The following is a 26,734-nucleotide window of genomic DNA, read 5'->3' as shown; positions in this document are numbered from 1 at the left end:
CCGATTAATCCTGGCGTCGCGTCGGGTCTCGGCGGCGAGGGGGGGCTGGGCGGTCTCGGCGCGGGGGGGGGCATCTATAACGTCGGGAGCGGGCGGCTTCCAAGCACGCTCGTCTTGGCCCTCCCAGTCCAGTTCGTCGGCAATTCGGCCCTTGGCGGGGCTGGAGGCGTCGGCGGCTCCGGCGGCGCCCTCAACATCAAGGTGAACGCCGGGGCGGCCAACGGCTCGAACGGCGGACCGGGAGGCGACGGCGGCGCCGGCCTTGGCGGCGGACTCTTCAACCCGGGCGACATCGTCGTCTTCTCGACGGCTGTCCCGCCGGGCGCTGTGGGAGCTGCGGCGACCACCCCGGCCATCCTCACGCTGACCGGCAACACCGCAACAGGCGGCGCGGGCGGCGCGGGAGGGTCGGCAAGCTTCATCGGCGGCGTTGTCGTCGGCCTCCCGGCGAACGTCTTCGGCGCAACGGGCGGTCTCGGTGGTGACGGCGGCGACGGCCAGGGCGGCGGCATCTGGAATTCCCGGGACGGATTCTCCATCCCAGCCTCGTCCGTCATAACCAACAACGCGGCGACCGGCGGCGCTGGCGGCGCCGGCGGTTCCGGAGGACTGCTGAGCAGCATCTCCGCCACACCCACGAATCAGGGCGGCGGCCTGCTGGTGACCGGTGGAGCTGGCGGACGCGGCGGCGTCGGTGGCGACGGCCAGGGCGGCGCCTTGTACAACACCGGCGCCAGCCTGCAGATCCTGGCGATCACTGGGGCGACGGGGAACTCGGCGACCGGCGGCGCGGGAGGCGCTGGCGGCGGCGGAAGCCTGATCGGCAGCCTGCTGGGAACTCCGTTCGTCGTGGCCGTGGGTGGACCCGGCGGAGCGGGTGGAGCCGGCGGCGACGGCCAGGGGGGCTTCGTCTACAACAGCGGGACGAACATGGTCGTCCAGCTCAGTGAACTGACCGGAAATTCGGCCACCGGCGGAGCGGGCGGAGCGGGCGGCATCGGCAGCCTGGTCGCCAGTCTCATCAGCATCCCGTTCAGTTCCGGAGTCGGCGGCCTCGGCGGCTCCGGCGGCGTCGGCGGCGACGGCGAGGGCGGCGCGATCTTCAACTCGGCGACCGGCCTGCAGATTCTCACCTCGACGCTGACGAACAACGTTGCGACCGGCGGAGCCGGCGGGTCTGGCGGTCTCGGCGGCACGGGCGCGATCATCAATATGGGAGACGTGCCGTCAGGGTTCACTCTCGGCAGTGCGAACGCGGGTAACGGCGGCGCAGGTGGAGCCGGCGGCGACGGTCAGGGCGGCGGCCTCTACAATGTGGATTCGGGCCTGGCGATCTCGGACAGCCTGTTCACCGGCAATCGAGCTGTGGGCGGCGCGGGCGGGGCCGGCGGTCTTGGCGGCTTCGGCGGCACGATCTCGATCCTGGCCCAGACTGGCAACGCCTCCGGCGGCAGCGCCAACGGCGGCAATGGCGGTTCGGGTGGATCGGGGGGCGACGGCCAGGGCGGTGCGATCTACAACACGTCGGCTGGCGCCGTCGTCTTGAACAGCCCCCTCAACTCGAACGCGGCCCTCGGCGGCGCGGGCGGGGCCGGCGGTCTTGGCGGCTTCGGCGGCTCGATCAGCGTGACCGCCTACCGCGGCAACGCCGCCGGCGGCAGCGCCAATGGCGGCAACGGCGGCTACGGCGGAAATGGAGGCGACGGCGAGGGCGGGGCCCTGTTCAACACGGGGGCCGGCTTCCTCTATAACATCGCCCCGCCGGCCGGAGGCATCCCGAGTCCGATCAATCAAGCCACGCCAGGTTATCGATTCGATCCGGCCAACCTCAACTTCCTGATCGGAAACTCGGCCACTGGCGGAGCGGGCGGAGCCGGCGGCGGCGGCGGGGCCGGCGGGACGCTGGCGATCCAGTCGTTCACATCAGCGATTACACGAGGGACCACCAACGGCGGGGACGGCGGCGGCGGTGGAGGAGGCGGCTACGGCGAAGGCGGCGCGATCTTCAACAACGCCGTCAACTTCACGGTTGCCGCGTTCACACCGTTGGGGACCAGCGGCATTCCATCCGCAGGCAGCCTTGGATCGTCGATCCTGCTGAATCTCCTGAACGGCAACTCGGCCGTAGGAGGCGCGGGGGGGGCCGGCGGCGGCGGTGGAAACAACGGTTCGTTGACCTTCATCGGGACCGAAGCCAACGGCCCAGCCGGCGGCGACGGTGGATGGGGAGGTTACGGCGGCGGCGCTGCGGGCGGCGCCATCTACAACTCGGCTTCGTCGTTCGCCGTGCTGGGCTTCTCGACTCTCAAGTCCACGCCGACGATCGACCTCGGCACGGGAGTGGCGTTGGCCCAGGCGTTGGCGGCCGGCGCATTCTTCAACGTCCAGTTCAACGTTCTGGACGACAATTCCGCGACCGGCGGGGCCGGAGGAGCCGGGGGAGCCGGCGGCGGCAACGGCGGACTGACCCTCGGCGGCGGCAATGCGAACGGCAGCCTGGTTCAGGGCGGGGCCGGCGGCTATGGCGGCGGCGGCGGTTACGCGGCTGGCGGAGCCATTGAGAACTATGGGGACGACTTCACGTTCGCGGCGTTCAGCACGCTCGCCGGCGGGCGCGGAGCGAATTCGGGTCCCGTGCTCCAGGGAGCCGCGACGGCGACGACCAGCCCGTTGACGTTCCTGACCATCGGGCTCAGGTCGCTGTCGGGCAACAAGGCGACCGGCGGGGCCGGCGGCGCGGGCGGGACCGGCGGCGGCAACGGCGGGGCGACCACCAGCCTGGGCAACGCCGACGGCGGCCTCGGCGGCAACGGCGGCGGCGGCGGCTATGGCGGCGACGCCTACGGCGGAGCGATCGACAATTCCGGCGACGACTTCCTGGAAGCCGTCTTTAGCACGACGCCCTGGCCGGGCGGCGGCTTCGGCGGGCCGTCGGCTGTTTCCACCCCGCTGATCGATCTCTTCTGGATGTCGATCACTGTCGTCGACCTTTCCGACAACTCGGCGACCGGCGGGGCCGGCGGCGCGGGCGGAGCCGGCGGCGGCAACGGCGGCGTGGGCGTGATCGGCCAGGCCCGCGGAGGCCGGGGCGGCGACGGCGGCTATGGCGGCGGGGGCGGCAACGCCTACGGCGGAGCGATCTATAACGACGGGACGAGCTTCCACTCGCTCGTCTTCAGCGCCGTCGACGGCACGTTCAACTCGCAGTCGGCGATCCAGAAGCTGTATCTCCACTATCCGAGCCTGAACGTTCGGAATCTCTCCAACAACACGGCCGCAGGCGGGGCCGGCGGCGTCGGCGGGGCCGGCGGCGGCAATGGCGGGCTGTATCTCCAGAACCCTGGCACCCCGAATCCCGGTCCCCCGATCTCGCTGGACGTACCGGGGGGATTCGGCGGCGACGGCGGCTGGGGCGGCTCCGGTGGTTCGGCCTACGGCGGGGCGATCGACAACTCGGGCGACGGTTTCCTGGTCGCCGTGTTCAGCACAGTCATGAACTCGGCCGGCAACCTCGGCGGCGGCACCGTCGGTCCTGAGATCTTCGTCGACACTCTGAACATCGCCCTCACCACTCTCTCCGATAACGCGGCCCTCGGAGGCGCGGGCGGGGTCGGGGGCGCGGGCGGAGGCAACGGCGGTACAACGCTGACGACGCTCCACGCCAACGGCGGCGTGGGAGGCGACGGAGGCAACGGCGGCTGGGGCGGAGACGCCGCGGGCGGCGCGATCAACAACAGCGGCGACGGGTTCATCGTCGCCAAGTTCAGCACCCTGGCCGTCGGGACTTACACGGCACCGCGGCTGAACATCTCGATCGTCTCAGCGAGCATTACCGTTCGCGAACTGTCCGGCAACCGGGCCGTCAGCGGAGCCGGGGGAGCAGGCGGGGCCGGCGGCGGCAACGGCGGGATCGGCGACGCCGACGGCGGGATCGGAGGCGATGGAGGCGCGGGCGGCGGCGGCGGTTCCGCGATCGGCGGCGCGATCCGAAACGGCGGGGAGAGCGAGGAAGGCGAAGGCATCTCGCAGGCTCCCGGCGGCGACGGCTTCACGATCGCTGACTTCAGCTCGATCACGATGATCAAGACTGGCGGAGTTGTGACGGCCGGCCAGGTCGCGAGCCCGCCCTACAGCCCGCTCTTCAACGTCACCGTCGCCAACCTGACCATCTCCGACACCAACATCGTGAGCAACACGGCGACCGGCGGCGCCGGCGGTGCGGGAGGCCTCGGCGGAGGCAACGGCGGTCAGAACGTCGGCGTTGGCAATGCCAACGGCGGGACGGGCGGCGACGGCGGAGACGGCGGCGACGGCGGAGACGCCTCCGGCGGAGCCATCGACAACACCGGCAACGGCTTCGTCATCGCCAAGTTCAGCACCCTGACGAACGCCTACCCGACTGAGATCATCGGCGTGGCGAACGTGGTTCCGCCTTCGATCAACCAGCGGGTCAACCTGAGCATCACGCTCATCATGCTCACGGACGACTCGGCGACCGGCGGGGCCGGCGGCGTCGGCGGGGCCGGCGGCGGCAACGGCGGGAACACGGCCGGCAAGGACGCCAATGGCGGGACGGGCGGTGACGGCGGGGCCGGCGGCAACGGCGGTTCGGCCCTGGGCGGCGCCATCTACAATCACCCGGTCGTCGATCTCGTCCCCCTGCAGATCGTGGTGGGCGACGTGATCACGGCCGCCGCGACCGGCAACCCGATCGATCCCTTCTATCCTAAGGTGTTCAACATCTCGGCGCGGTTCGACGCCCTCTCGCGCGACTCCGCGATCGGCGGGGCGGGAGCCAAGGGAGGCCTCGGCGGCGGTAACGGCGGTCTGACCGGTTCCGGCAACGCCAACGGCGGAATGGGGGGCAACGGGGGCGACGGCGGCGACGGCGGCGACGCCTCGGGCGGCGCGCTCAACAACACCGCGGCCAACTTCGTCATCCCAGCGTACTTCAAGCTGCTCAACGACAAGGCCGTTGGCGGGGCTGGTGGGGCTGGCGCCGACCACGGCGGCAACGGCGGCTTCACCTTCTTCACGGGCCACTCCGACGCCGGGATCGGCGGCAACGGCGGAGCCGGCGGCGACGGCGGCGACGCCTTCGGCGGCGCGATCTACAACCAGGGTGCCGGGTTCTCGGTCGGCAAGCAGGTCTTCTTCAACAACGACCAGGCCAACGGCGGCAACGGCGGGGCCGGCGGCGCGGGCGGCGCGTATTGCGGCGACGGCCGCATCCGCGGCAACGGCGGCAACGGCGGGGCTGGCGGGTCGGCGGGCGGCGGCGCCATCGCCAACTTCGGAAACAACTTCGGCATCGCCACCACGAGTACTTTCTCGAGTGATCAGGCCGTCGGCGGCGCGGGCGGCAACGGCGGCAACGGCGGACCCTCACCGCAGGGAGGGACCAACGGCGGCAACGGCGGTGCCGGCGGGTCGGCGACGGGCGGAGCCATCCTGAACGCGGGCTTCAACTTCACCGCGACGTCGATCAGCCTCACCCTCGACAACGCGATCGGCGGCAACGGCGGCAATGGCGGCAAGGGTTACGGCAGCGGCGTCGACGGCAACGGCGGCAACGGCGGCAGCGCCCTGGGCGGAGCCGTTTCCACGATCGGCTCGATGACGTTGGCCGGCGGTCTGATTTCGCTGAGCAACGCCAACGCCGGCAACGGCGGCAGCGGGTGGACCGGCGGCAACGGCGGCGCGGCGGTCGGCGGCGGGATCCTCTCCGCCGGTCTCCGCGAGTCCGGGGGCCTGACCCTGAGCCAGTTCACGGTCAATTTCAACGCCGCACGCGGCGGAGCCGGCGGCGCCGGCACGGTCGGCAACGGCGGGGCTGGCGGAGCGGCGACCGGCGGCGGGATCGCGATCCTGTCGGGGACGTCGACGATCACCAGTTCGGCTATCGGCAGCAACCAGGCGCTGGGCGGATCTGGCGGATCCGGCGGCGCCGGCAAGTCGGGCGGTGTGGGAGGTGCTGCGATCGGCGGCGGCATCGCCACCGGCGGGACCACCTCGATCACCGGCACCAACGTCACTTCCAACCTGGCCCAGAGCGGCAACGGCGGCAACGCCGCGACCGGCGGGACTGGTGGGAACGGCGGCGACGCCACCGGCGGCGGCATCGCGGTCACTGGCGGCAAGCTGACCTACAAGGGGGGCCAGGTCCTCTCGAACACCGCCCGCGCCGGAAACGGCGGGAGCGCGGCGTTCAAGGGAGTCGGCGGGAACGGCGGCAACGCGTACGGCGGTGGAATCTTCGTCACCTCCAACGCGACGGTCGACCTGATCGACGCGACCATCGGGGCCTTCTTCGCCGGCAACGCCGCTCAGGGCGGCTCGGCCGGCTCGGGCGGGCTGCTGGGCGTCAACGGAACGAACGGCAAGGGGATCGGCGGCGGGCTCTACCTGACCACCGCAGGATCCACAAAGAAAAACACGACGGTCAGCTGGAACTCTGCTTCCACGGCCGACCCCGACATCCATGGACCGATCACGAGCCTTTGAGGCATCGATTCAGTGATGGGAATCCGGTTGCCGGACCCTGAATCGGTCGCCCCACCCGAGACGTCGCGTGCCGCCGCCGGTCCTCTGATGGACCGGCCCAGCGGCACGGGCGGGCCGGGCAGCTAACCGAAAGGCGAGCGCGATGAGGAGCACGCCCGACTTCGATTGGATGGTATTGACCCCTGGAGGGTTCCCGGATCCGTCGCTGGCGATTGCCGGCAGCCGGGCCGGAGCCCTCGGGGTCCTCAACCTTGAGTTTCATGATGAGCCGCAGCCGGCGCTGGAAGCCCTGGCCCGGCTTTCTTCGTTGGGGCGGGGTCGCATCGGCGTTCTCCTCGACGGCTCGGCGCACCCGCTGCTCAACACGATTCTGGAGCATCCGCAGGTTGGGCTCGAGGCGATCGTCTTCGCCTCGGCCCCAGAAGATCTCAAACGCCTTGTGGGACTCGTCCATCGAGCCGGGTTGAAAGTCCTGCTGATCGCAACGTCCCTCGAAGAGGGGCTTGCGGGGGAGCAGGCCGGCGTCGACGCGATCATCGCTAAGGGGAACGAGGCTGGCGGCTGGGTGGGTGAGGAGACGACCTTCGTCCTGCTTCAGCGTCTCATCCCTCACTTGCGCGTCCCCGTCTGGGCCATGGGCGGCGTCGGCCCGAGCACGGCCGCCGCGTGCCGGGCGGCCGGCGCTTCGGGGGCCGTTCTGGATTCTCAGCTCCTCCTGACGAAGGAGTCGCCCGTGCCGGAGCGGCTCAAGGCCCGCCTCGGCGTCATGGACGGCAGCGAGACCATCTGCCTGGGAAGCCCGTTCGGTGCGGCTTTCCGCGCCTATTCGCGGCCGGACCTTGCTTCGTCCGCCGAACTCAAGCGGCTTGAGGCCACGGCCCTCCTCGCGGATCGGCCGGTCGAGGCGGTGCGTCACGCCTGGAAGGCCGCAATCCGACATCGGGTCGACTGGCGCGAGCCCGAGTCGTCCGTGATCGCCCTGGGCCAGGATGCGGCCTTTGCCGTCGGGTTGGCTCGCCGCTACGTGACGGTCGGCGGAGTGCTGGCCGCGATGCGTGAAGCGGTGGCCACGGCTGCGACGGAGTGGGATCCGGGGGCGTTGGCCGAGGGTGCTCCGCTGGCTCGTTCACATGGAACGAGATACCCCATCGTCCAGGGGCCGATGACCCGAGTCAGCGACCGGGCGGAGTTCGCCGCCGCGGTGGCTGAGGCCGGAGCTTTGCCCTTCCTGGCGCTGGCTTTGATGCGTGGGCCCGAGGCGAAGACGCTGCTGGAGGAGACGCGCCGACTGCTCGGCGATCGACCGTGGGGCGTGGGAGTCCTCGGGTTCGTCCCGCAGGAGCTTCGGGTCGAGCAGCTCGAAGTCGTTCGGGCGTACAAGCCGCCGTTCGCCTTGATCGCCGGGGGTCGTCCCGACCAGTCGAAGATCCTGGAGCAGGAAGGGATCTCGACCTACCTTCACGTGCCGTCTCCTGGGTTGCTCCGGATGTTTCTCAAAGAGGGGGCTCGCCGCTTCGTCTTCGAGGGCCGGGAGTGCGGGGGACACGTCGGGCCAAGGACCAGCTTCGTCCTGTGGGAGAGCATGATCGAGGTCCTGTGCGAGCAGATTCCGACCGACGTCGACCCGGCCGAATATCACATCCTCTTCGCCGGCGGCGTGCACGACGGTCTCTCGGCCGCGATGGTGGCCGCTCTCGCGACGCCCTTGACCCGACGTGGGATCCGGGTCGGCGTACTCATCGGCACGGCCTATCTCTTCACACGAGAGGCCGTGTCAACCGGCGCGATCGTTGATGGCTTCCAGCGGGCGGCTCTGGAATGTGATCGCACGGTTCTCCTGGAGAGCGGACCTGGGCACGCCACTCGTTGCGTGCAGACGCCGTTCGTCGCGGACTTCGCCGGCGAGAAGAGGCGGATGATCCGGGAAGGTCTGGCGGCCGAGGAGCTTCGCCACAGTTTGGAGGCGCTCAACATCGGTCGCCTCCGAGTCGCCTCGAAGGGGCTCGACCACAATCCTCAGTATGGGCGGGATCCAGCGGCCCCCAAGCTCGCGACGCTCGGACGAGAGGAGCAGTGGGCGCGGGGGATGTACATGATCGGCCAGGTGGCCGGCCTTCGCGACGAGCTTTGCACGTTGGCGGAACTCCACAAAGAGATCTCAACCGGCGTCGAGCGGAGGCTGTCGGCGACGAGCATCGTCGCCTCGGACGCGGACGGCCACACTCCCGCACCTGCCGCGGTCGCGATCGTGGGGATGGCCTGCATCGTTCCAGGAGCCCCCGACCTGGCGACGTTCTGGTCGAACATCCTGAACAAGGTGGACGCGATCACCGAAGTTCCCGCCGACCGGTGGGATTGGCGGCAGTACTTCGACCCGTCTCGATCGGCGCGCGACAAAATCTATTCGCGCTGGGGCGGCTTCATCGGCGACGTCCCGTTCGATCCGATGACGTTCGGAATGCCGCCCAGTTCGCTCCGCTCGATCGAGCCGTTCCAGCTTCTCGCGCTGGCCGTGGTGCGATCGGCCCTTGAGGACGCGGGCTATCTGAATCGTCCATTCCCCCGCGAGCGAACCTCGGTGGTGCTTGGGGCCGGGGGCGGCGGCGCCGATCTGACCGCCGGCTACATGGTTCGTTCCACGCTTCCGTCCTTGATCAACGGCGATGCGACCGCACTGGTAGAGCGCCTCGGCGACCGCCTTCCCGAGTGGACGGAGGACTCGTTCCCGGGCGTCCTGATGAACGTCGCCGCGGGGCGGGTCGCGAATCGGTTCGATCTCGGTGGGGTGAACTATACCGTCGACGCCGCGTGCGCCTCGTCGCTGGCGGCGATGTACCTGGCGGTTCGGGATCTTGAGGCCCGGACGAGCGATGTGGCGATCGTCGGCGGCGTCGACGCCATCCAGAATCCGTTCGCCTTCATGTGTTTCAGCAAAACTCAGGCGCTCTCGCCGAACGGCCGTTGTCGGACGTTCGACGCTGAGGGGGATGGCATCGCCATCAGCGAGGGCTTCGCGGCGGTCATCCTGAAGCGGTTGGATGACGCGGAGCGGGACGGCGACCGAATTTACGCGGTCATCCGGGGAGCAGGAGGTTCGAGCGACGGCCGCGACCGGAGCATGACGGCCCCTCGCCCCGAGGGACAGGTTCGGGCGCTCCGCCGGGCCTACGCGCAGGCCGGGTACTCGCCGGCGACGGTGGGGCTGGTCGAGGCCCACGGCACGGGAACGGCGGCCGGCGACCAGGCCGAGATCAAGGCCCTCGCCACATTCTTCGGCGAGCAGGGCGCGCCGAAGCAGGGATGTGCGGTGGGCTCGATCAAATCGATGATCGGCCACACCAAGGCCACCGCGGGCGTCGCCGGCCTGATCAAGGCCGCGCTCGCCTTGAAGCATCGCGTGCTCCCCCCGACCTTGAACGTCAGCCGCCCGCACCCGAAGGCCAACTTCCCCGAGAGTCCGTTCTACGTCAACTCGGAGCCGCGCCCCTGGATCCACGGGGAATCCAAGGAGCCGCGTCGCGCCGGCGTCAGCGCGTTCGGCTTCGGCGGCACGAACTTCCACATCGCCCTCGAGGAGTACACGGGGAGCTTTCTGTCTGATCAGCCTGCAACCCGCGACCCGTGGCCGGCCGAGTTGTTCCTGTGGCGGAGCCGCTCACGGGAGGCACTCCTCGAAGGGATCGGTCGGCTCGTCGCGGCCCTTCAATCGAACTCTCCTCCCCGGCCGGCCGACCTGGCTTGCGCGCTGGCCCGCGCGGCGGAGGGGGCGCCTCCCAACGGACCGAGCCTGGCCATCGTCGCGACCACGATCGAAGACCTCGTCCAGAAGTTGGGGCTGGCTGAGGCGGTGATTCGATCCGGGGTCGAGCGAAAGCACGATTCGCGGGGAGTTCACTACGCGGAGCGGCCGCTGGCGGCCGAGGGGCGGATCGCCTTCCTTTTCCCCGGCCAGGGATCGCAGTACATCAATATGACAAGGGATCTCGCGGTGGCTTTCCCGGAGGTGCGGGAATGCTACGAGCGGGCCGACGCGGTTCTGACCGCCGAGTTGGGACGGCCGCTGAGCCGATGGATCTTCCCGCCTCCCACCTTCAGCGAAGACGAGGAGAAGCCGCTCCAGGCGGCGTTGACCGAGACCAATATCGCGCAGCCGGCGCTGGCGGCCGCTGACGTGGGGGTTCTTCGGCTTCTCGACCGGATGGGGATCAAGCCCGAGATGGCGGCGGGGCACAGCTTCGGCGAGTTCGTGGCGCTCCACGCCGCGGGCTGCTTCGGCGAGCGCGAGCTGCTGGAGATCGCCGCGGCCCGGGGACGGTTCATTCGCGAGTGCACCACGGAAGAGAGCGGCGCGATGGCGGCGATCGTCGCCTCGCCGGACGAGTTGACGCCGCTTCTGGCAGAGGTGCCGGGGCTTACTCAGGCCAACGTTAACGCCCCGAAGCAGACCGTAATCGCCGGTTCTCGGGCCGCCGTCGAAAAGGCGATCGAGTGGTGCGGCGGCCGGGGGCTCCAAGCCCGCCGACTCCCCGTCGCCTGCGCGTTCCACTCGCCTCTGATCGCCCCGGCGCAGCAAAAATTGGCCGAGTCGATCCGTCGGATGCCGATCGCCTCCGCCTGCATCCCCGTTTACTCGAATACCACAGCAGCCCCTTATTCCAACGACCCGGCCGGGGTTGCCGCCCAACTGGCGGAGCACCTGGTCCGTCCTGTCGAATTCGTCCGCGAAGTCCAGGCGATGTACGACGCCGGGGCCCGGCTGTTCGTGGAGGTGGGGCCGCGCCAGGTCCTGTCCGGACTCGTCGGCCAGATCCTCGGCGACCGCCCTCACGTCTGTGCTTCGTTCGACCGACCCAGGGAGGACGGGCTGACGGCCTTCCTTCATGGTCTTGCGGTCCTCGCGGCTGAAGGAGCTACGGTGCGGGCCGAAGGCCTTTTCCAGGGTCGCTCGATCCGCCCCGTGGATCTCTCGCGACCGTCTGGGGGGAGCGAAATCGCTCATTCCCCAACGACCTGGCTCGTCAACGGCGGTCGGGCCCGTCCGATCCCCCGCAAAACGGTCGGGGGTGAGACGAAGTCGAAGGCCCCGAAGGCGGATGCGAGAGGCGGCGTCTCGCCGACACTCCCGCCTCGGAGCGACCGGAGCGTCCCGCAGCGGCCGTCCCCGCACTCTGCAGTGTCGGCGGGAAAGGTCGAACGACAGATCCATCAAACTCCGTCGACGGATTCACCTCCGGCGACGGTCCCATCGGCGCCAACAGCGCCGCGGGGAGATGTGCCGAACGGCGACGGTGCCACCCGGAGCGGATCGGGCGGCTACGCCTCCCGCCCGGTTTCACGAAGATCAGCAGACGAAGGAGGGCCGATGAATCGACCAACCGTCCAGAGTCCGCGCTTCAATGGAACGGCGTCGCCGCCCTATCCGGCGGCCGCTCAGTCCCTGGAGCCGCCGACTGCGTCCCCGCGGGTCTCGCCTACGCCGGACGGAAACGGCCCAATCGACATGGCGCGACAATTTCAGCAGGTCATGATGCGATTCCTGCAGACGCAAGAGAACGTGATGCACGATCTGCTCACGTGCCTCGGCTCTTCGGGGACGCTCCCGGCGGCCCCGGCCGGCGCTCCGGCGCCGTGGCCAGCACCGGATGCCAACGGTGAATCGTTCGCCGCTTATGAGCCGGCGAGCGAGCCGTTGTTCGTCCCAGTTCCGCAGCCGACCGTCGCCCCACAGCCGACCGTCGCACCGCCGTCTCCCGCGTCGTTCGCGCCGATAACGCCTTCCCTTTCAACGCCGATTCCGACGGCTCCGATCGCCACGGCTGTCCTGCGTACGGAGCCCGTGCATACGAACGGCGTCGACCACGCCGCGGCGCCGAAGCCGGCCGCAGCCAGCGTCGCCGAGTGCGCACCCGACCGCGGGCGAATCACCGAACAACTCCTGGCGATCGTCAGCGAACGGACCGGCTATCCCGAGGAGATGCTGGATCTGGAAGCGGACCTGGAAGCGGACCTGGGGATCGACTCGATCAAACGAGTCGAGATCGCCGGGACGCTCGTTCGAGCCCTGGACCTTCCCGAAGGCCGGACGCCCGACATCGAAAAACTCACAGGGAGCCGCTCGCTCCGACAGGTGATCGATCACCTCGAAGCGTTCATCGGCGAATCCGGCGGTCCAGGCGAAGCCAAGGAGGATCGACGCCCTTTTGAAGATGCGCGGACCGGACATGGCGTCGGCCGGTTCGCGCTCAGGATAATTCAGGCGCCCCCCATCTCGGCCAAGGCCGATCTGGCTCCCGACGGCCTCGTCGTCATCGTCGACGACGAGGCCGGAGTCGGGAGACGTCTGGCGCGACTCCTGAGCGATCAAGGCCGTCGCGTCGTACGCATCGTTTCCAGGGTCGAATCTCAGGCCGGGGAACCTGACGCCGTCGCAGCGGACCTGACGGATCCCGTAGCGGTTGCTCAACTGGTCGATGGGCTTCGCGACCGCATGGGACCGCCCGCCGCTCTGATCCACCTTCCCGCGTTGCGAGCTGTCTCCCTCGGCAATCGTCCCGATCACCTCAAGTCCCTCTACCTGTTGGCTCGGGCCCTGGCCCCGGATCTTGAGGGCGCCGCCTCGCGGGGGGGGGCCGCGATCCTGGCGGCGTCCAGGCTGGGAGGAGCCTTCGCCGTCGGCGGCCCGGCGCTGGACATTTCACCGGAGGACGGAAGTCTCGCCGGGTTCCTGAAATCGCTCGCCCACGAATGCCCCAAGATCCGCGTCAAGGCGGTCGACCTGCCCCCGACTGATGCGAATGCCGTCGCCGGATGGCTGCTCGACGAATTGTTTGCGGACGATCGCCTGGTCGAGGTCGGTTATCGCGAGGGGCGACGGACGACTCTCGAACTCGTCCCCACGACGCTACCAACCGGGAACGCCCCGGTGCCGTTGGATGTCGAGTCAGTCGTCCTGGCGACAGGAGGGGCTCGCGGGATCACGGCACTCGCCGTCCTGAGTCTGGCCGAGGCCGTTCCCTGTCGGTTCGTTCTGGTCGGTCGGACGCCGCCGCCGACCACTTCGGAACCCCCCGAAACCATGGGGATTGAGGATCCGAAGGCGCTCAAGCGAGCGATTCTGGGACGACTCCAGGCGGCCGGCGAGCCGGTCTCCGTGCCGATCGTCGAGGAGAGATGTCGCAGGCTCCTCCTCGAACGCGAGGTTCGTGCGAATCTTGATCGCATTCGACAGACGGGCGCCCGGGTCGACTACGTCGCGTGCGACGTCAGCGACCCGTCGGCGTTTGGAGCGGTGATCGACGATCTCTATCGCGTTCACGGCCGGATCGACGGCGTCATACACGGGGCGGGGGTCATCGAGGACCGGCTCGTCCGGGACAAAACTCCCGAATCGTTCGACCGTGTGGTCGAAGCCAAGGCCGGCAGCGCGATGGTTCTCGCCGAGAAACTGCGGCTGGACGCGCTGCGGTTCCTGGTCTTTTTCAGTTCCGTATCCGGCCGGTTCGGGAACCGCGGCCAGGCCGACTACGCGGCCGCCAGCGAGGTGCTCAACAAGCTCGCTCAACTCCTGGACCGACAGTGTCCCGGCCGGATCGTCTCGATCAACTGGGGCCCCTGGCTGGAGACCGGCATGGTCTCCCCAGAGGTCCAGCGTCAGTTCTCTGAGCGAGGGGTTGTGCTGATTCCTCCCGACGTCGGCTGCCGGATGATGGTCGACGAACTTCGCATCGGGCGCAAGGGAGATGTGGAAATCCTGATCGGCGGGTCACAAGGGTTCGCACCTCCCGTACATGAATCCAGCAAATCGAACACCCCCTCCGCGCCATCGGTTGAAGGCAAGAGCGAAGACGCGATCAGCCTTGCGAAGATCTCGCCGCTGATCGCGGTTGCCGGGACGCTCTCAAGGGGCGACGGTCAGGTCGAGCTGGTTCGGACGATCAACCCTGAGATCGATCGTTATCTCGAGGATCATTGCCTCGACGGCCGTCCCGTCTTCCCGTTCGCGATGGCCATGGAACTCATGGCCGAGGCGGCCCAGGCTGGATGGCCCGACCTCGACTTGCTCGAAATCTCCGAGATCAGGCTCCAGCGCGGAGTCGTCATCGACGACCGACACGAGGCCGTTCGGGTCATCGCCCGCGAGCGAGGCGACGCCGACGGGACTGCAGATCCCTCCGGAGTGGAGCGGACGCTCGACGTCTCCATCCAAGGGACGGGGACTCCTCAGCGCCTCCACTATCGCGCGACGGTCCGGCTCGGGTGCCGTGCGGCAGAGCGTCCGGCCTTCATTCCGGAGCCGGGGCTGCTCGTAGGACAGGGGATCAAGGCGCTCGGCGTCCAGGAGGCCTACCGCGACTGGCTCTTCCACGGGCCGATCTTCCAGGGAATCGTCTCGATCGAGGCGATCGGCCCCCAAGGCGCTCGGGCGATCCTGCGGCCGTCGTCCCCGCGCGACTGCCTTCGTGGTCGGCCCGATGGCGCCTGGCTGGTGGATCCGATCCTGGTCGACAGCGCCCTTCAGATGCAGGTCCTCTGGGCCAGGCTTCACTGGGACGTCACCCTGCTTCCCGCGAGGATCGGCGGTTGTCGGCTGTTCGGCCCTGGGATCGCGGCGCCCCCAAGGACGGCCAGCGGTCGGGACGCTCCTGGAATCTGCTACGAATTGCGGATCGGGGCCGAGAGCCGGGTCCCGACCTGCCACGCGGATCATTACTTCTCGAGCCCGGATGGACGCCTCTTGGGGATGCTGGCGGGAGTGGAAGGGACGGGAAGCAAGGCCTTGAATCGGCTCGCGGGAACCTCCGGTCGCTGAGGCGGTCCAGGCCGGGCGCAACGTTGCATGACGAACTGGAGAGTGACACCACCATGCGCGACCTAAGCTCGCAAGACTCCGACCCGACGGGGAGGACCCGGCTCCCACGCCGGTCCGGTTCGCCGCTCATCCAGGGCGATGCGAAAGGAGCGTCGGACGCGGTGGCCATCATTGGGATGTCGTGCCTCTTCCCTGGGGCCAACGGGCTGGATGCGTTCTGGCGAAACATCCTCGGCAAGGTCGACGCCGTGTCGGATCCTCCCCCGGAGGCACGCGAGACCGAGCAATACTTCGATCCCGACTCGCAGGACGGTGACCGCGTCTACTGCAAGCGGGGGGGGTATCTTGGGTCGCTGGCGGCCTTCGACCCGCTCTCTCACGGCATTCCGCCCATCGCCGTCGGCGGCGAGCCCGACCAGTGGTTGTCGCTTCAACTGGCCCGCGACGCCCTGGCCGACGCCGGCTGTCTCCAGATGGATGAAGCGGTCCGGCGCAAAACGGCCGTGATCCTCGGCAAGGGGACGTACCTCAACGGCGGCAACGCGATCGCAGTCCAGCACGGACTGGTCGTGAACCAGACGCTGGAGATCCTCAAGACGCTGCGACCCGAGTACACCGACGAGCAGTTGCAGGCCCTCCGCGTTGAGTTGAAGAGGGCGCTGCCGCCGTTCAACCCGGAAACGATGCCCGGCCTGGTCCCGAACATCATCGTCGGGCGGATCGCCAATCGACTCGACCTGATGGGCCCGAGCTATACCGTCGACGCCGCCTGCGCGTCGTCGCTGGTCGCGGTTCGGCATGCGATGCAATCCCTGACGAGCGGCGAGTGCGACGTCGCGTTGGCCGGGGGATCCCAGGTCTGGATCCCGATGCCCACGCTCAGCATCTTTTGCCAGCTCGGCGCTCTCTCTCGACGCCAGAGGATCAGCCCCTTCGGCGAAGAAGCCGACGGTACTCTGCTGGGCGAGGGGATCGGCATGGTCGTGCTGAAACGGCTCCGCGACGCGGAACGCGACGGCGATCGGATCTACGCGGTCGTCCGCTCGGTGGGAGTGGCCAGCGACGGACGGGGCCTCAGCGTGATGGCGCCTCGCGTCGAGGGAGAGGAACTCGCGCTACGTCGCGCGTATGATGCGGCCGGGATTTCACCCAGCACGGTCGGGCTAATCGAGGCCCACGGTACCGGCACGCCCGTAGGCGACGTGGTCGAGGTTCAGGCTCTCTCCCGAGTCTTCGGCGCCCGCGACGGGGATCTCGCCCGATGCGCCCTGGGGACGGTCAAGTCGATGATCAGCCACACCATCCCAGCGGCTGGGGTGGCCGGGATCATCAAGTCCGCTCTCTCGCTCTATCACAAGGTTCTCCCCCCGACGCTGCATTGCGAGAAGCCTAACCCGAAACTGGAACTCGAGAAGACTCCCTTCTACCTCAACTCCGAGGTGCGGCCCTGGATCCAGGGAGCGGCCGAGCCTCGGCGAGCGGGCGTGAACGCCTTCGGCTTCGGCGGCATCAATGCGCACGCCGTGCTGGAGGAATACGTCCAGGAGTCGGTGCCAGGCAAAGACCTCTCTCGTCACATCCCGCAATGGGAGGCTGAGGTCTGCATCCTGGGGGCAGACTCGCCCGCCGCCTTGATCGAGGTCGTCCGCCACCTGATGACCCGTCTGGGGACCGATGGCGACATCCCGGCGGAGTCCACGCGTATCGCCGACCTCGCCTTCTCGCTCAATACCGACCTGACGACCTCCGGAGAGCCCACGCCCAGCCGCCTGGCGATCGTGGCCTCCTCGGCAGTCGATCTGAAGGACAAACTCGGCCGAGCCGAGAAGAAGCTGTCAGCCCCCGGCGGCTGTCGTCAGATCCGTGACGGTTCGGGGATCTACTACAATTCCGAGCCGATGGCCCGCGAGGGGAAGCTTGCTTTCCTGTTCCCCGGCGAAGGGTCGCAGTACCCAAACATGCTGGCCGACCTCTGCCTCCATTTCCCCGAGGTCCGTGAGTGCTTCGACCAGATCGACCGAGTCTACTACGATCACCCTCGCGGCTACGTCCCAAGCGACCATATCTTCCCGAGGCCTGGGCACGCCCGCGGCGAAAGCCGGGTGGAGGAGCGTCTCTGGGAGATCGCGGGGGCCGTTGAAGCCGTCCTGACAGCCAACCAGGCCCAGTTGACGCTCATGAAGGGACTGGGGCTTCGGCCGGACGTGATCGTTGGTCACAGCACGGGCGAGTTCTCGGCCCTCCGCGCCGCAGGCATCTTCGACCCAGACAAGGAAGAGTTCTCCGAGCTGAGCTTAAAGCTCTACAAGAACTATGAGGAGGCCTCTCGCGCCGGCGTGCCCCGGGCCGTGCTCCTCGCGGTTGGAGCCGATCGAGAGCGGGTCGAGGCCATTGGCAAGGAGGCTGGGGGTGAGATCTACGTGGCCATGGACAACTGCCCTCATCAGGCCGTCCTGGTCGGGGGAGACGAGGTGTCCGAGCGGGCCCTGGCGATTGTGAAGCAGCAGGGTCTCATGTGCGAAGCGCTCAATTTCGACCGTGCCTACCACACGCCCCTGTTCGCCCCTTACGTCGACCACTTGAAGCAGATCTTCGACGAGGCGCAGATCCTCCCGGCCAAGGTCCCGATCTATTCATGCACCACGGCCGCTCATTATCCGGAGGATCCGGATGAGATCCGCAAGCTGATGGTCGACCACTGGCTGATGCCGGTCGAATTCCGCAAGACCGTCGAGACTCTCTATGAGGACGGGGTGCGGATCTTCGTCGAGGTCGGTCCTCGCGGGAATCTCAGTTCGTTCGTCGAGGACATTCTCCGCGGCCGTCGGTTTTGCGCTGTGCCCGCGAACGTCCCACGACGCTCAGGGATCCTTCAACTCAACCACCTCGTCGCGATCCTGAGCGCGCAGGGCGTGGACCTTGACCTGGGTTTCCTCTACAAGCGTCGGGACGTCAAGCGAGTCGAGGAGTCGAAGCGATCGGTTCCGAGCCGGTCTCCGCGGGCCGCGATGAAGCTCGTCACGGGATTTCCGGCCATGCGGGTCTCCTCCGAGTTCGCTGGTCGGCTTCGGGCTGAATCGCCCGAGTCCACACGCCCGCCTGTTCCCCCGCACCATCTCCCCGACGCCGTAGCCGCAGTCGTGTCAGCCGGGGGAGAAGCAGCGCCGGCCGAAAAGTCCGAGGCCGCCGAGCCGTCGGCGAATGTCGTGCAAGACATACCGTCGACGAACGCCGCTCCGTACGCGAACGCGACGACCGATGCGTCGTCGAGGCGACCCGTCGGCCGGGCTCGAGAGGCCCTCGTCGGCCAGCAGTCGTCTTCGATGGTCGAGGACTTCCTCCAGACCATGAACGAGTTTCTCGACGTCCGTGAGCCTCAGGACGACGGCAGTCGAGCTCCCGCCAGGTCCGAGTCGTCCAGGCCGATGGAGCAGCCTCGACCCCGCGGCAAGACGGCCTTTCCGCTGCTCGGTTCAGTCCTCGCCGGAACTCCGGGCGAGGAGATCGTCGCCCGCCGCGTCTTCGATCCGGCGACAGATCTATTCCTTCGCGACCACACGCTGGGACGCGACGTCTCGATAGCCGATCCAGACCTGCTGGGCCTGCCCGTGATGCCATTGACCATGAGCATGGAAGTCATGGCCGAGGCTGCGGCTTTCGTGGCCCCGGGGCAGAAGGTCGTCGGATTCCGGAACCTGCGAGCGTTCCGCTGGATCGCGTTCGACGAGGGGCCGCAGGAATTGCAGGTGACGGCGCGCCGGCAGCCGGGAACGGAGGACCGGGTCGTCGTCCAGCTTCGCAACCTCTCGGAGGACCGACGCTCCGACGCCCCCGCACTCAGCCCTTCGATCGAGGCGACAGTGATCCTGGCTGGAGCGTATCCGTCGCCGTCCCCTCGGGACGCGACGACATCGATCGGCGGCCGAGCTTCGCGGCTGCGGACGGAGAGTCTCTACTCCGACGTCATGTTCCACGGACCGGCCTGGCGAGGAGTGGCGTCCGTCGACCGCGTCGCCGATGGTGGATCGGCGGCGACGCTTCGAGTCCTTCCCTTCGATGGCATGATCGCCGGTCGTCCTGAGCCGGATTTCGCCCTGGACCCGATCCTGCTCGATGCGGCCGGTCAGGTCATCGGGTTCTGGACGGCTGAGCGACTGACCTCCGGAAAGGTGATCTTTCCATCGGGCCTGGAATCGCTCGAGCTCTTCGGACCTTCGCCCCAGGCGGGAGACCTTCTCCCCTGTGAGGCGACGATCAAGCTGGAGGGGGAGCGGCGCGTTCGATCGGACATCGACGTCGCCGCGGCCGACGGCCGGCCGCTGGTTCGGATTCGAGGCTGGGAAGACTGGCGGTTCGATCTCCCCGATACGTTCCAGGCGCTCATCCTGCCGGCGCGGAGAGACATCTCCGAGCCCTGGCCCGAGCCGGTCGAGTCGTTTCCAAGCGCGCGGTCGTTCGCCTGCCGAAGGCTCGGCTCGGTCCTTCCTCCCGATCTCGGGCTCTGGCGTCGGGTCTGGGCTCATCAGGTCCTTTGTCGGGCGGAGCGCGAGGAGTTTCGGCGGCTTGTCGGCCCTGAAAGGCGGCAGGTCGAGTGGCTCGCCGGACGCACCGCCGCGAAGGAAGCGGCCCGCGACCTGCTTCGGACGCATCTCGGGCTGGAGCCGCCGCTGGCCGACATCGAAATCCGCGTCGACGATCGCGGCCGGCTTGGCGTCGGCGGCCCTTGGGAAGGAGAACTGGACGGGGAACTGGTGGTGTCGATCTCGCTCGACACGCATCTGACGGTCGCCCTGGCTGGAATCCTCCCAGCGCCGGGGAGGTCCGTGGATAACGCCGGCTCCTTCCTTGGAATCCACGCTGAATCGCTGAGACCTCGCCGCGACGAGGCCCTCGAACCGAACCTGACAGCCGAGGAGCTTCACTTGCTCCTCGACGGACCGCTCGATCGCCTGGACGAATGGCGATTCCGATGCCGGTGCGCCAAGAAGGCCGTCGCAAAGGCCCTTGGGAAAGAGGCGACCGACGAGTCCCGATCGGTCTCGGTCGCCGGCGTGGCCGAGGAAGCTGAGGCGGTGCTCGTCCGGCTGGGCGACCGACTGGCCGGGGACCACCCTCGGCTTGCGGAGGAGCCGTTGGTGGTCTTCACGGCCCGCCACGGCCGATCGGTGGTCGCGACGACTCTTTGCCAGGGAATCGGCTCGGCGGAAATGCAGACGGCGGGACCCGACCCGGAGATGCGATGACGGCCCGAACACCAGAGGAGCGATCCTGATGTCGATACACCAGCGGATTCTGGACGAAGTGCTCACCCTGATGACTGAGCTGTCGGCCGACTGGGAATACTCGGGCGAAATCACCGCCGAAACGCGCCTCCTCGGCGACCTGGCGATGGACTCGCTCGACCTGGTGATCCTCGGGTCGGAACTCCAGGAGCGATATGGCCAGCTTCCGTTTTCCGAGTTCCTCGCGGAACTGGGCAAACAGGACGCCGATCAGCGCGACGTCACCATCGGCGAGTTGGTGGACCTGATCTGCCGGCAACAGAAGGCCGCGGCGCCTGGAGGCGTGGCGTGAAGCCGAAGACGATTCTCATTGGGCTCGACGGGGCGACCTTCAAGGTGCTCGATCGGCTGATGGCCGACGGGGTGACGCCCTTCCTTCGCGATCTCGCCGCCGATGGCGTGCGGGCGACCCTGCGCTCGGTCGTCCCTCCCCTCACGCCGCCGGCCTGGACGTCGTTGATGACCGGCAAGCGCCCGGGCGAGCACGGCGTTTTCGACTTCTTTCAGAAGGAGACTCCGGACAGTCGGTATTTCCGCTTCTCCTCCTCGCACGACGTCCAGGCGGCGACGATCTGGTCGATGGCCGGCGACCACGGACTGCGGAGCAACGTCCTGAACTTCCCCCTCATGTTCCCCCCGCCGGCGTTCGAGGGCTGCCTCGTTCCCGGCGGGTGGATGCCCTGGCGACAGTTGCGACTGGGTTGCCGACCGACGGGGCTCTTCGATCGACTGAAAGCCCTTCCTTCCTTCAATCCACGCGAACTCTCCCACGACATGGCCTTGGAAGAGAAGGTCCTCGAAGGCTGCGCCGCCGAGGAATACCTCGACTGGATCTCGCTGCACACTCGGCGGGAGCGGAGATGGACCGAGATCCTCCTGTTCCTCATGAAGGAGGAACCCGCGGACTTCAGCGCGATCCTCTTCGACGGCGTGGACAAGCTCCAGCATCTCTGCTGGCGGTTCCTCGACCCGGCGCTCTTCCCGGCGAGTCCGACGCCCTGGGAGGCAGACGTCCGCGCGGCCTGCCTGAACTACTTCCGCGAGTTGGACGGCCTGATCGCGGAGATCGTCGGGGCCGCTGGGTCCGACGCGACGGTCCTTTTCGCATCCGACCACGGATTCGGCCCGACCTCGGACATCTTCAACGTCAACACCTGGCTTGAACGGCAGGGGCACCTGGCCTGGGTCGGCGACCGGGGAGCCCGGCCCGATGCGAACCACCAGGTCGGGATCAACCAGATCGCCCGTCACGTCTACGAGATGGACTGGGAGAAGACGCGGGCCTACTGCGCGACTCCCAGCAGCCAGGGGATTCACATCGTCCGACGCTCGGCCGACGCGCCTGGCGGCGTCCCCGACGAGGACTATCATCGATTCCGATCCGAACTCGTCTCCGAACTCAAGTCGCTCCGGCATCCGGAGACCGGTCGTCCCGTCGTCGCCGAGGTCTGGGAGCGGGACGACGTCTTCGCCGGTCCGTTCGAGCCCTGGGGACCCGACCTGACCATCTGGCTGGAAGACGTCGCCGTGGTTTCGATCCTCAGGGCGGACTCCGTCATGGGGAGGAGGCCGGAGCCCGCGGGGACTCACTACCCCGAGGGGATCTTCATGGCGAAGGGGCCGGGCGTTCGTCGCGGCGAGTCGGTCGCGGAAATGTCGCTCCTGGACGTCGCCCCGTTCGTGTTGAACAGCCTTGGGCTGCCGATCCCCGACGACTTCTCCGGGCGTCTCCCCCTCCAGACGCTCGAGCAAGGATGGTCGCCGGGTCGTCAGGCTGCGGCCAGGGTCCGACCCTCGGTCGCCGCCGTTCTTGAACCCGTCGGCGCCGACGCCGACCTCGACGAGCAAGAAGAGCAACTGATCCTGAAGCGGCTCTCGGCCCTCGGGTATCTCGAGTAACCGGTTTCGGAGGATGGAATGCCGAAAGCGACCCTACCCAGCGGTTTGAAGATCCACTACCAGTGCGCCGGCCAAGGGCCCGACCTGGTGATGATCCATGGGCTCACCGGCAACCTCGCCGTGTGGCATCTGAAGATCGTCCCCATGCTTTCGGACCACTATCGGATCACGACCTACGACCTTCGGGGGCACGGCTACAGCGACATGCCTCCCGACGGCTATTCGGCGACCGACATGGCCGGCGACCTCAAAGGCCTGATGGACCATCTGGAGATCGAGCGGGCCGATTTCGTGGGGCATAGCTACGGCGCCGACATCGCGCTGTACTACGCCTTCCGAAACCCCGACCGCGTCCGACAGATCGGGGCCGTGGAGGCGGCGCTGCCGGCTTTGATCCACCTTCGAACTCGTGAGGACTGGATCGGCTGGGACTACTGGGCTCAAGTGCTCGAACGCTCGGGCGTTGAGGTCCCGCCGGAACATCGCTGCGACCTGGAGTACATGGTCCGGAAGAGCATGGACATCCCCAAGAAGTGGGGGCCGCTGAAGGGCTTGCCGCGCAACCCTGAGAGGTTTCTGCGCGTGCTGAACACCACTCCGCTGGTCAGCGACTATGAGAAGGTCGGCGACCTGACGCTGGAGAACATCCCCAAGATTCAGGCCCTGGTTCACCTGATCTACGCCGAAGAGTCGGCGTTTCTCGGAAGCCACGATTACTTGCTCGAGCACCTCCCCAACGCCCGGTCGGTCATGCTCCCCTCGACCGAATGGGGCCACTTCGGACCGCTGGAGCAACCGGAAGCGGTCGTGGCGCATCTGATCGAATCCCTGGCCCCCACGCACGCCGAGGAGAACGGTCATGTCGTCGTTCCCCGCCCGGCGCAGGCGACGGTATGAGGAGCCCGCACATGGACACCGTCCTGGTCACCGGCAGCTCGACGGGCTTGGGGCTGGAAACGTCCCTTTACCTCGCCGAGCGCGGCTTCAGAGTCTTCGCAGGCGTGCGCGATCTCCTTCATCGCGGAGAGGTGCTGCAGGCGGCGGAGGACCGAGGTGTTGCGGTCGACGTCGTCCAACTGGACGTGACCGACGAGCGGAGCGTCGAACAGGCCGTCGAAGAGGTCGCCGACGCTAACGGCGGGATTTTCGGACTGATCAACAATGCTGGGATTGGCTTGAGGGGGTGCTTCGAGGATCTCCGGATGGACGAGATCCGAGCCGTCTACGAGGCGAACGTGTTCGGCACCATGGCGGTGACCCAACGCGTGCTCCCCTATATGCGCGCCGCCGGCCGAGGGCGGGTGATCACGATCTCCTCCGTGGGGGGGAAGATCGCGACGTTCGGCCTGAGCGCCTACTGCTCGACCAAGTTCGCCCAGGAGGGGTTCGCCGAGGCCCTGGCGCTGGAGATTCAGCCCTTCGGCCTTCGCTCAATCCTCATCGAGCCAGGGATCATCAAGACCTCGCGATGGTCGGTCAACCGCGGCAATGCGGCCGGCGCGCTCGACCCGAAAAGCCCCTACCACGAGATGTTCGTCAACCACGAGGCGTTGGCGGACCAGTTCGTGGAGACCCGCAAGACCCGACCGGTGCATGTCGCGCAGGCCGTGCACAAGGCGTTGACCACCCGACGTCCCAAGATGCGGTACGTGGTCGGAAGGCCCGCCGCGGCTGCGATCGCCCTTCGTGGGTTGCTGCCGGCCAGGGTCTTCGACGGCCTCTATTTCGGCGCTCTGCTTCGCCGCGTGAAGAACGGCCCGAAGGGGGTGCGGCCTGCACCCGTACCGACCGCCCCGAAGGGGCGCGGGACGAACGGGGCGGTGGTCGAAACGGCCCGCGAGGCTGCCCAAGCGGAATAGGAGGGGGAGATGGCTCGCTACCTGTTCACAGTCTGGCCGTTCGTGGGTCATATCAACCCGTTCATGAGCGTCGCCAAGGCGCTCAAAGCACGCGGTCACGAGGTTGCCTTCTACACGAGCGAGAGCACGCGCTCCGTGGTCGAGCCTCAGGGCGTTATCCTCTTCCCGTACCATCACCTTCAGGAGGAACCGATCTGGAGGGCCGTCCAGGCGGCCGAAACCAAGGCCAGACTGGGCTGGCATTCGCCTCGCTTGCTGCTTCGAGCCTTCCGCGATTGGCTGGCGGGCACGCTCGATGAACAGGTCGCCGACGTCCAGGAGATCGTCGACGAATGGAAGCCCGACGTCATCGTCACCGAGACCGGGATGTGGGGGCCGATCGTCGTCCTGAACGAGACCCAGAAGGTCCCCGTGGCGATCCTCACGACGCTGATGGGGTGCCTCATCCCTGGGCCGGAGGCCCCACCGGGAGGCCCTGGGCTCCCGTCGCCGCGGAATTTCCGCACGCGGATGTTGGCAAAGGCTTTCACGAAGCTCGGCGACGTGCTCGCCGTCGGCGTGCGCACGCACGTCAACCAGGTCCGCGCCTCGCACGGACTGCGGCCGATGGACAGCTCGGTCAACGCCCACATGGCCAAGGTTCCGCTCTATCTGGTCCCCAGCGTCCGCGAGGTCGACTACGGGCGTCAGGATCTGCCGCCCAGCGTCCGCTACGTCGGCCCTTGCGTCTGGAACAAGGCCGAGGACGCTCCGCCCCCACCCTGGCTCGATGAACTCCCGACCGACGTCCCCTGGGTTCACGTCACGGAAGGGACGGCTCACTATCAGGACCCGGTCGTCCTGCGTGCGGCCGTCAAGGGCCTGGCAGGTCTGCCGATGCAGGTGATCCTGACGACGGGATCTCAGCGCGATCCTGAGGAACTGGGACTCGGACCCATCGCCTCGAACATCCGCGTCGAGCGGTTCGTCAGCCACAGCGACCTGCTCCCTCGTTGCGCGGGACTCGTCACGACAGGGGGGGCCGGAACCGTGCTCACGGCGCTGCAGCTCGGCGTCCCGCAGATCATCGTACCGACCCATTGGGACAAGCCGGACAACGCTCGCCGCGTGATGGAAGCCGGCGCGGGGCTGAAGCTTACGCCTCGTCGCTGCACTCCCGAGGGCCTTCGGGCCGCCGTCGAGCACCTGCTGGCCGAGCCGAGCTTCCGGCAGAACGCCCGACGCATCGCACGAGTCATGGCAGAGCATCCAGGACCGGCCGGGGCCGCCGAGCTTCTGGAAGAGCTGGCGCTCCGATCGCCTAACGCCCGCCGGAGCCCAGAGCCTCTGGTCACTTGAGTCACGACCCCGGGGAACTTGCGAAAGCCGGCCAGTTCTGGCCGGGGACCGAAGCGACGATGAGGAGATCGTGATGCGGATCCGAATGGCCAACGGGATGGTGATTCAGGGACACAGCCGGGGAGAAGCTCGTCTGCTCTATGACGAGATCTTCAACAAGCAGGTCTATCTGAAGAACGGCATCGAACTGCACGAGGGGGACGTCGTCCTGGACGTCGGCGCCAACATCGGGCTCTTCTCCTTGTTCGTGGGCCAGACGCTGCGCGACGTAACGATCCACGCCTTCGAGCCAATCCCCGACATCTTCCAGGCGCTGCGACGGAATACCGCAAGCCTGGGCCGAAAAATCGTCCTGAAGAACGTCGGCCTCTCCAATCAGGAGGGTGACGTGGTCTTCACCTACTATCCGCGCCTTCCCTGCTTTTCTACGTCGTGTCCTGACCGTCTGGAACGGCGATGGGCGGACTTGAAGGACATTCTAATCGGCATGTCCGAGACGGCGGGAGGAGAGCGGCGGGGGCCGTTGCAGGGGCTTCGCGATCGGCTCCGCTCCTGGGGCGTCGGGGGGCTCCTCTATTACGCATCGCGGAAGAAGGAACGCCTCTGTCGGCTGATGCGAGTCTCTCGGATCCTCGCGGACGAGAAGATCGACCGAGTCGACCTCCTCAAGATCGACGTCGAAGGAGCCGAGTGGGACGTGCTGCGAGGAGTCGACGAAGCGGACTGGCCGAAGATTCAGCAGCTCGTCGTGGAGGTTCACGACGTGGAGGACGGGGCGGACGGGATCTCCGAGTGGCTCGAGGAGCGAGGGTACGACGTCGCCATCGACCGCACGAACGAGGACCGGCGTTCCCCGATCTCCCTGCTCTACGCCCGCCGATGGCGTCAGGACGATTCATCGGGTCGACAGTCCCGCGCGAATGCCAAACCCGAGGATTCCATGACGGTCTGACCTGAAGACCAGTCGCCATGGCCTGACCGCGGGAGGGAGTCGAACGATGCGACGCCACGCAGCAGAATCCACGCAGTCGAACAGCCTCGCA

9 protein-coding genes are annotated in these 26,734 nt (G+C 67.9%); all 9 read left to right on the top strand.

Annotation, left to right across the window (positions count from 1 at the left end; translation table 11 throughout):
- Positions 1 to 114: 114 nt before the first annotated feature.
- The 9 genes from G5C50_RS33045 (at position 115) to G5C50_RS16460 (ending at position 26,643) form a co-directional block, all read left to right on the top strand.
- The gene (locus tag G5C50_RS33045; protein ID WP_206107737.1) at positions 115 to 6,504 is read left to right on the top strand and encodes a hypothetical protein; all 6,390 of its coding nucleotides are present in this window, start codon (positions 115 to 117) and stop codon (positions 6,502 to 6,504) included.
- Between the two features lie 142 nt (positions 6,505 to 6,646).
- Positions 6,647 to 15,313 carry a type I polyketide synthase gene (locus G5C50_RS16495; protein ID WP_165071126.1) on the top strand — a complete coding sequence of 2,889 codons (8,667 nt, stop codon included), beginning with the start codon at positions 6,647 to 6,649 and terminating at the stop codon, positions 15,311 to 15,313.
- 161 nt (positions 15,314 to 15,474) lie between these two features.
- Positions 15,475 to 20,556 (top strand): type I polyketide synthase, encoded by a 5,082-nt coding sequence (locus tag G5C50_RS16490; RefSeq protein ID WP_165071125.1) that lies wholly within the window; start codon positions 15,475 to 15,477, stop codon positions 20,554 to 20,556.
- A 28-nt stretch (positions 20,557 to 20,584) separates the two neighbouring features.
- Positions 20,585 to 20,887 carry an acyl carrier protein gene (locus tag G5C50_RS16485; protein WP_165071123.1) on the top strand — a complete coding sequence of 101 codons (303 nt, stop codon included), beginning with the start codon at positions 20,585 to 20,587 and terminating at the stop codon, positions 20,885 to 20,887.
- A complete protein-coding gene (locus G5C50_RS16480) occupies positions 20,884 to 22,494 on the top strand; it encodes an alkaline phosphatase family protein (RefSeq protein WP_165071122.1) in 1,611 nt (536 codons plus the stop codon). Before G5C50_RS16485 ends, G5C50_RS16480 begins: the two co-directional genes overlap by 4 nt.
- A gap of 18 nt (positions 22,495 to 22,512) precedes the next feature.
- The gene (locus G5C50_RS16475) at positions 22,513 to 23,391 is read left to right on the top strand and encodes an alpha/beta fold hydrolase (protein WP_165071120.1); all 879 of its coding nucleotides are present in this window, start codon (positions 22,513 to 22,515) and stop codon (positions 23,389 to 23,391) included.
- 11 nt (positions 23,392 to 23,402) lie between these two features.
- Positions 23,403 to 24,353, top strand: coding sequence for an SDR family oxidoreductase (locus G5C50_RS16470; protein WP_206107732.1), 951 nt, complete (start codon positions 23,403 to 23,405; stop codon positions 24,351 to 24,353).
- 9 nt (positions 24,354 to 24,362) lie between these two features.
- Complete coding sequence (locus G5C50_RS16465) at positions 24,363 to 25,691, top strand: glycosyltransferase (protein WP_165071118.1); 1,329 nt, start codon at positions 24,363 to 24,365, stop codon at positions 25,689 to 25,691.
- Positions 25,692 to 25,764: 73 nt separating this feature from the next.
- Complete coding sequence (locus G5C50_RS16460) at positions 25,765 to 26,643, top strand: FkbM family methyltransferase (RefSeq protein ID WP_165071116.1); 879 nt, start codon at positions 25,765 to 25,767, stop codon at positions 26,641 to 26,643.
- Positions 26,644 to 26,734: the final 91 nt, after the last annotated feature.

Origin of the sequence: Paludisphaera rhizosphaerae, assembly GCF_011065895.1 — a bacterium.
GTDB lineage: Bacteria > Planctomycetota > Planctomycetia > Isosphaerales > Isosphaeraceae > Paludisphaera > Paludisphaera rhizosphaerae.
The sequence above is the reverse complement of the archived record's forward strand: the minus strand, read 5'-3'. Positions and strand labels throughout refer to the sequence as shown.

What these genes read in the sequence shown, in the direction of transcription:
- G5C50_RS16460 (WP_165071116.1), top strand. Translation starts at nt 25,765, where the DNA reads ATGCGGATCCGAATGGCCAACGGGATGGTGATTCAGGGACACAGCCGG.
- G5C50_RS16465 (WP_165071118.1), top strand. Translation starts at nt 24,363, where the DNA reads ATGGCTCGCTACCTGTTCACAGTCTGGCCGTTCGTGGGTCATATCAAC.
- G5C50_RS16495 (WP_165071126.1), top strand. Translation starts at nt 6,647, where the DNA reads ATGAGGAGCACGCCCGACTTCGATTGGATGGTATTGACCCCTGGAGGG.
- G5C50_RS16470 (WP_206107732.1), top strand. Translation starts at nt 23,403, where the DNA reads ATGGACACCGTCCTGGTCACCGGCAGCTCGACGGGCTTGGGGCTGGAA.
- G5C50_RS16475 (WP_165071120.1), top strand. Translation starts at nt 22,513, where the DNA reads ATGCCGAAAGCGACCCTACCCAGCGGTTTGAAGATCCACTACCAGTGC.
- G5C50_RS16485 (WP_165071123.1), top strand. Translation starts at nt 20,585, where the DNA reads ATGTCGATACACCAGCGGATTCTGGACGAAGTGCTCACCCTGATGACT.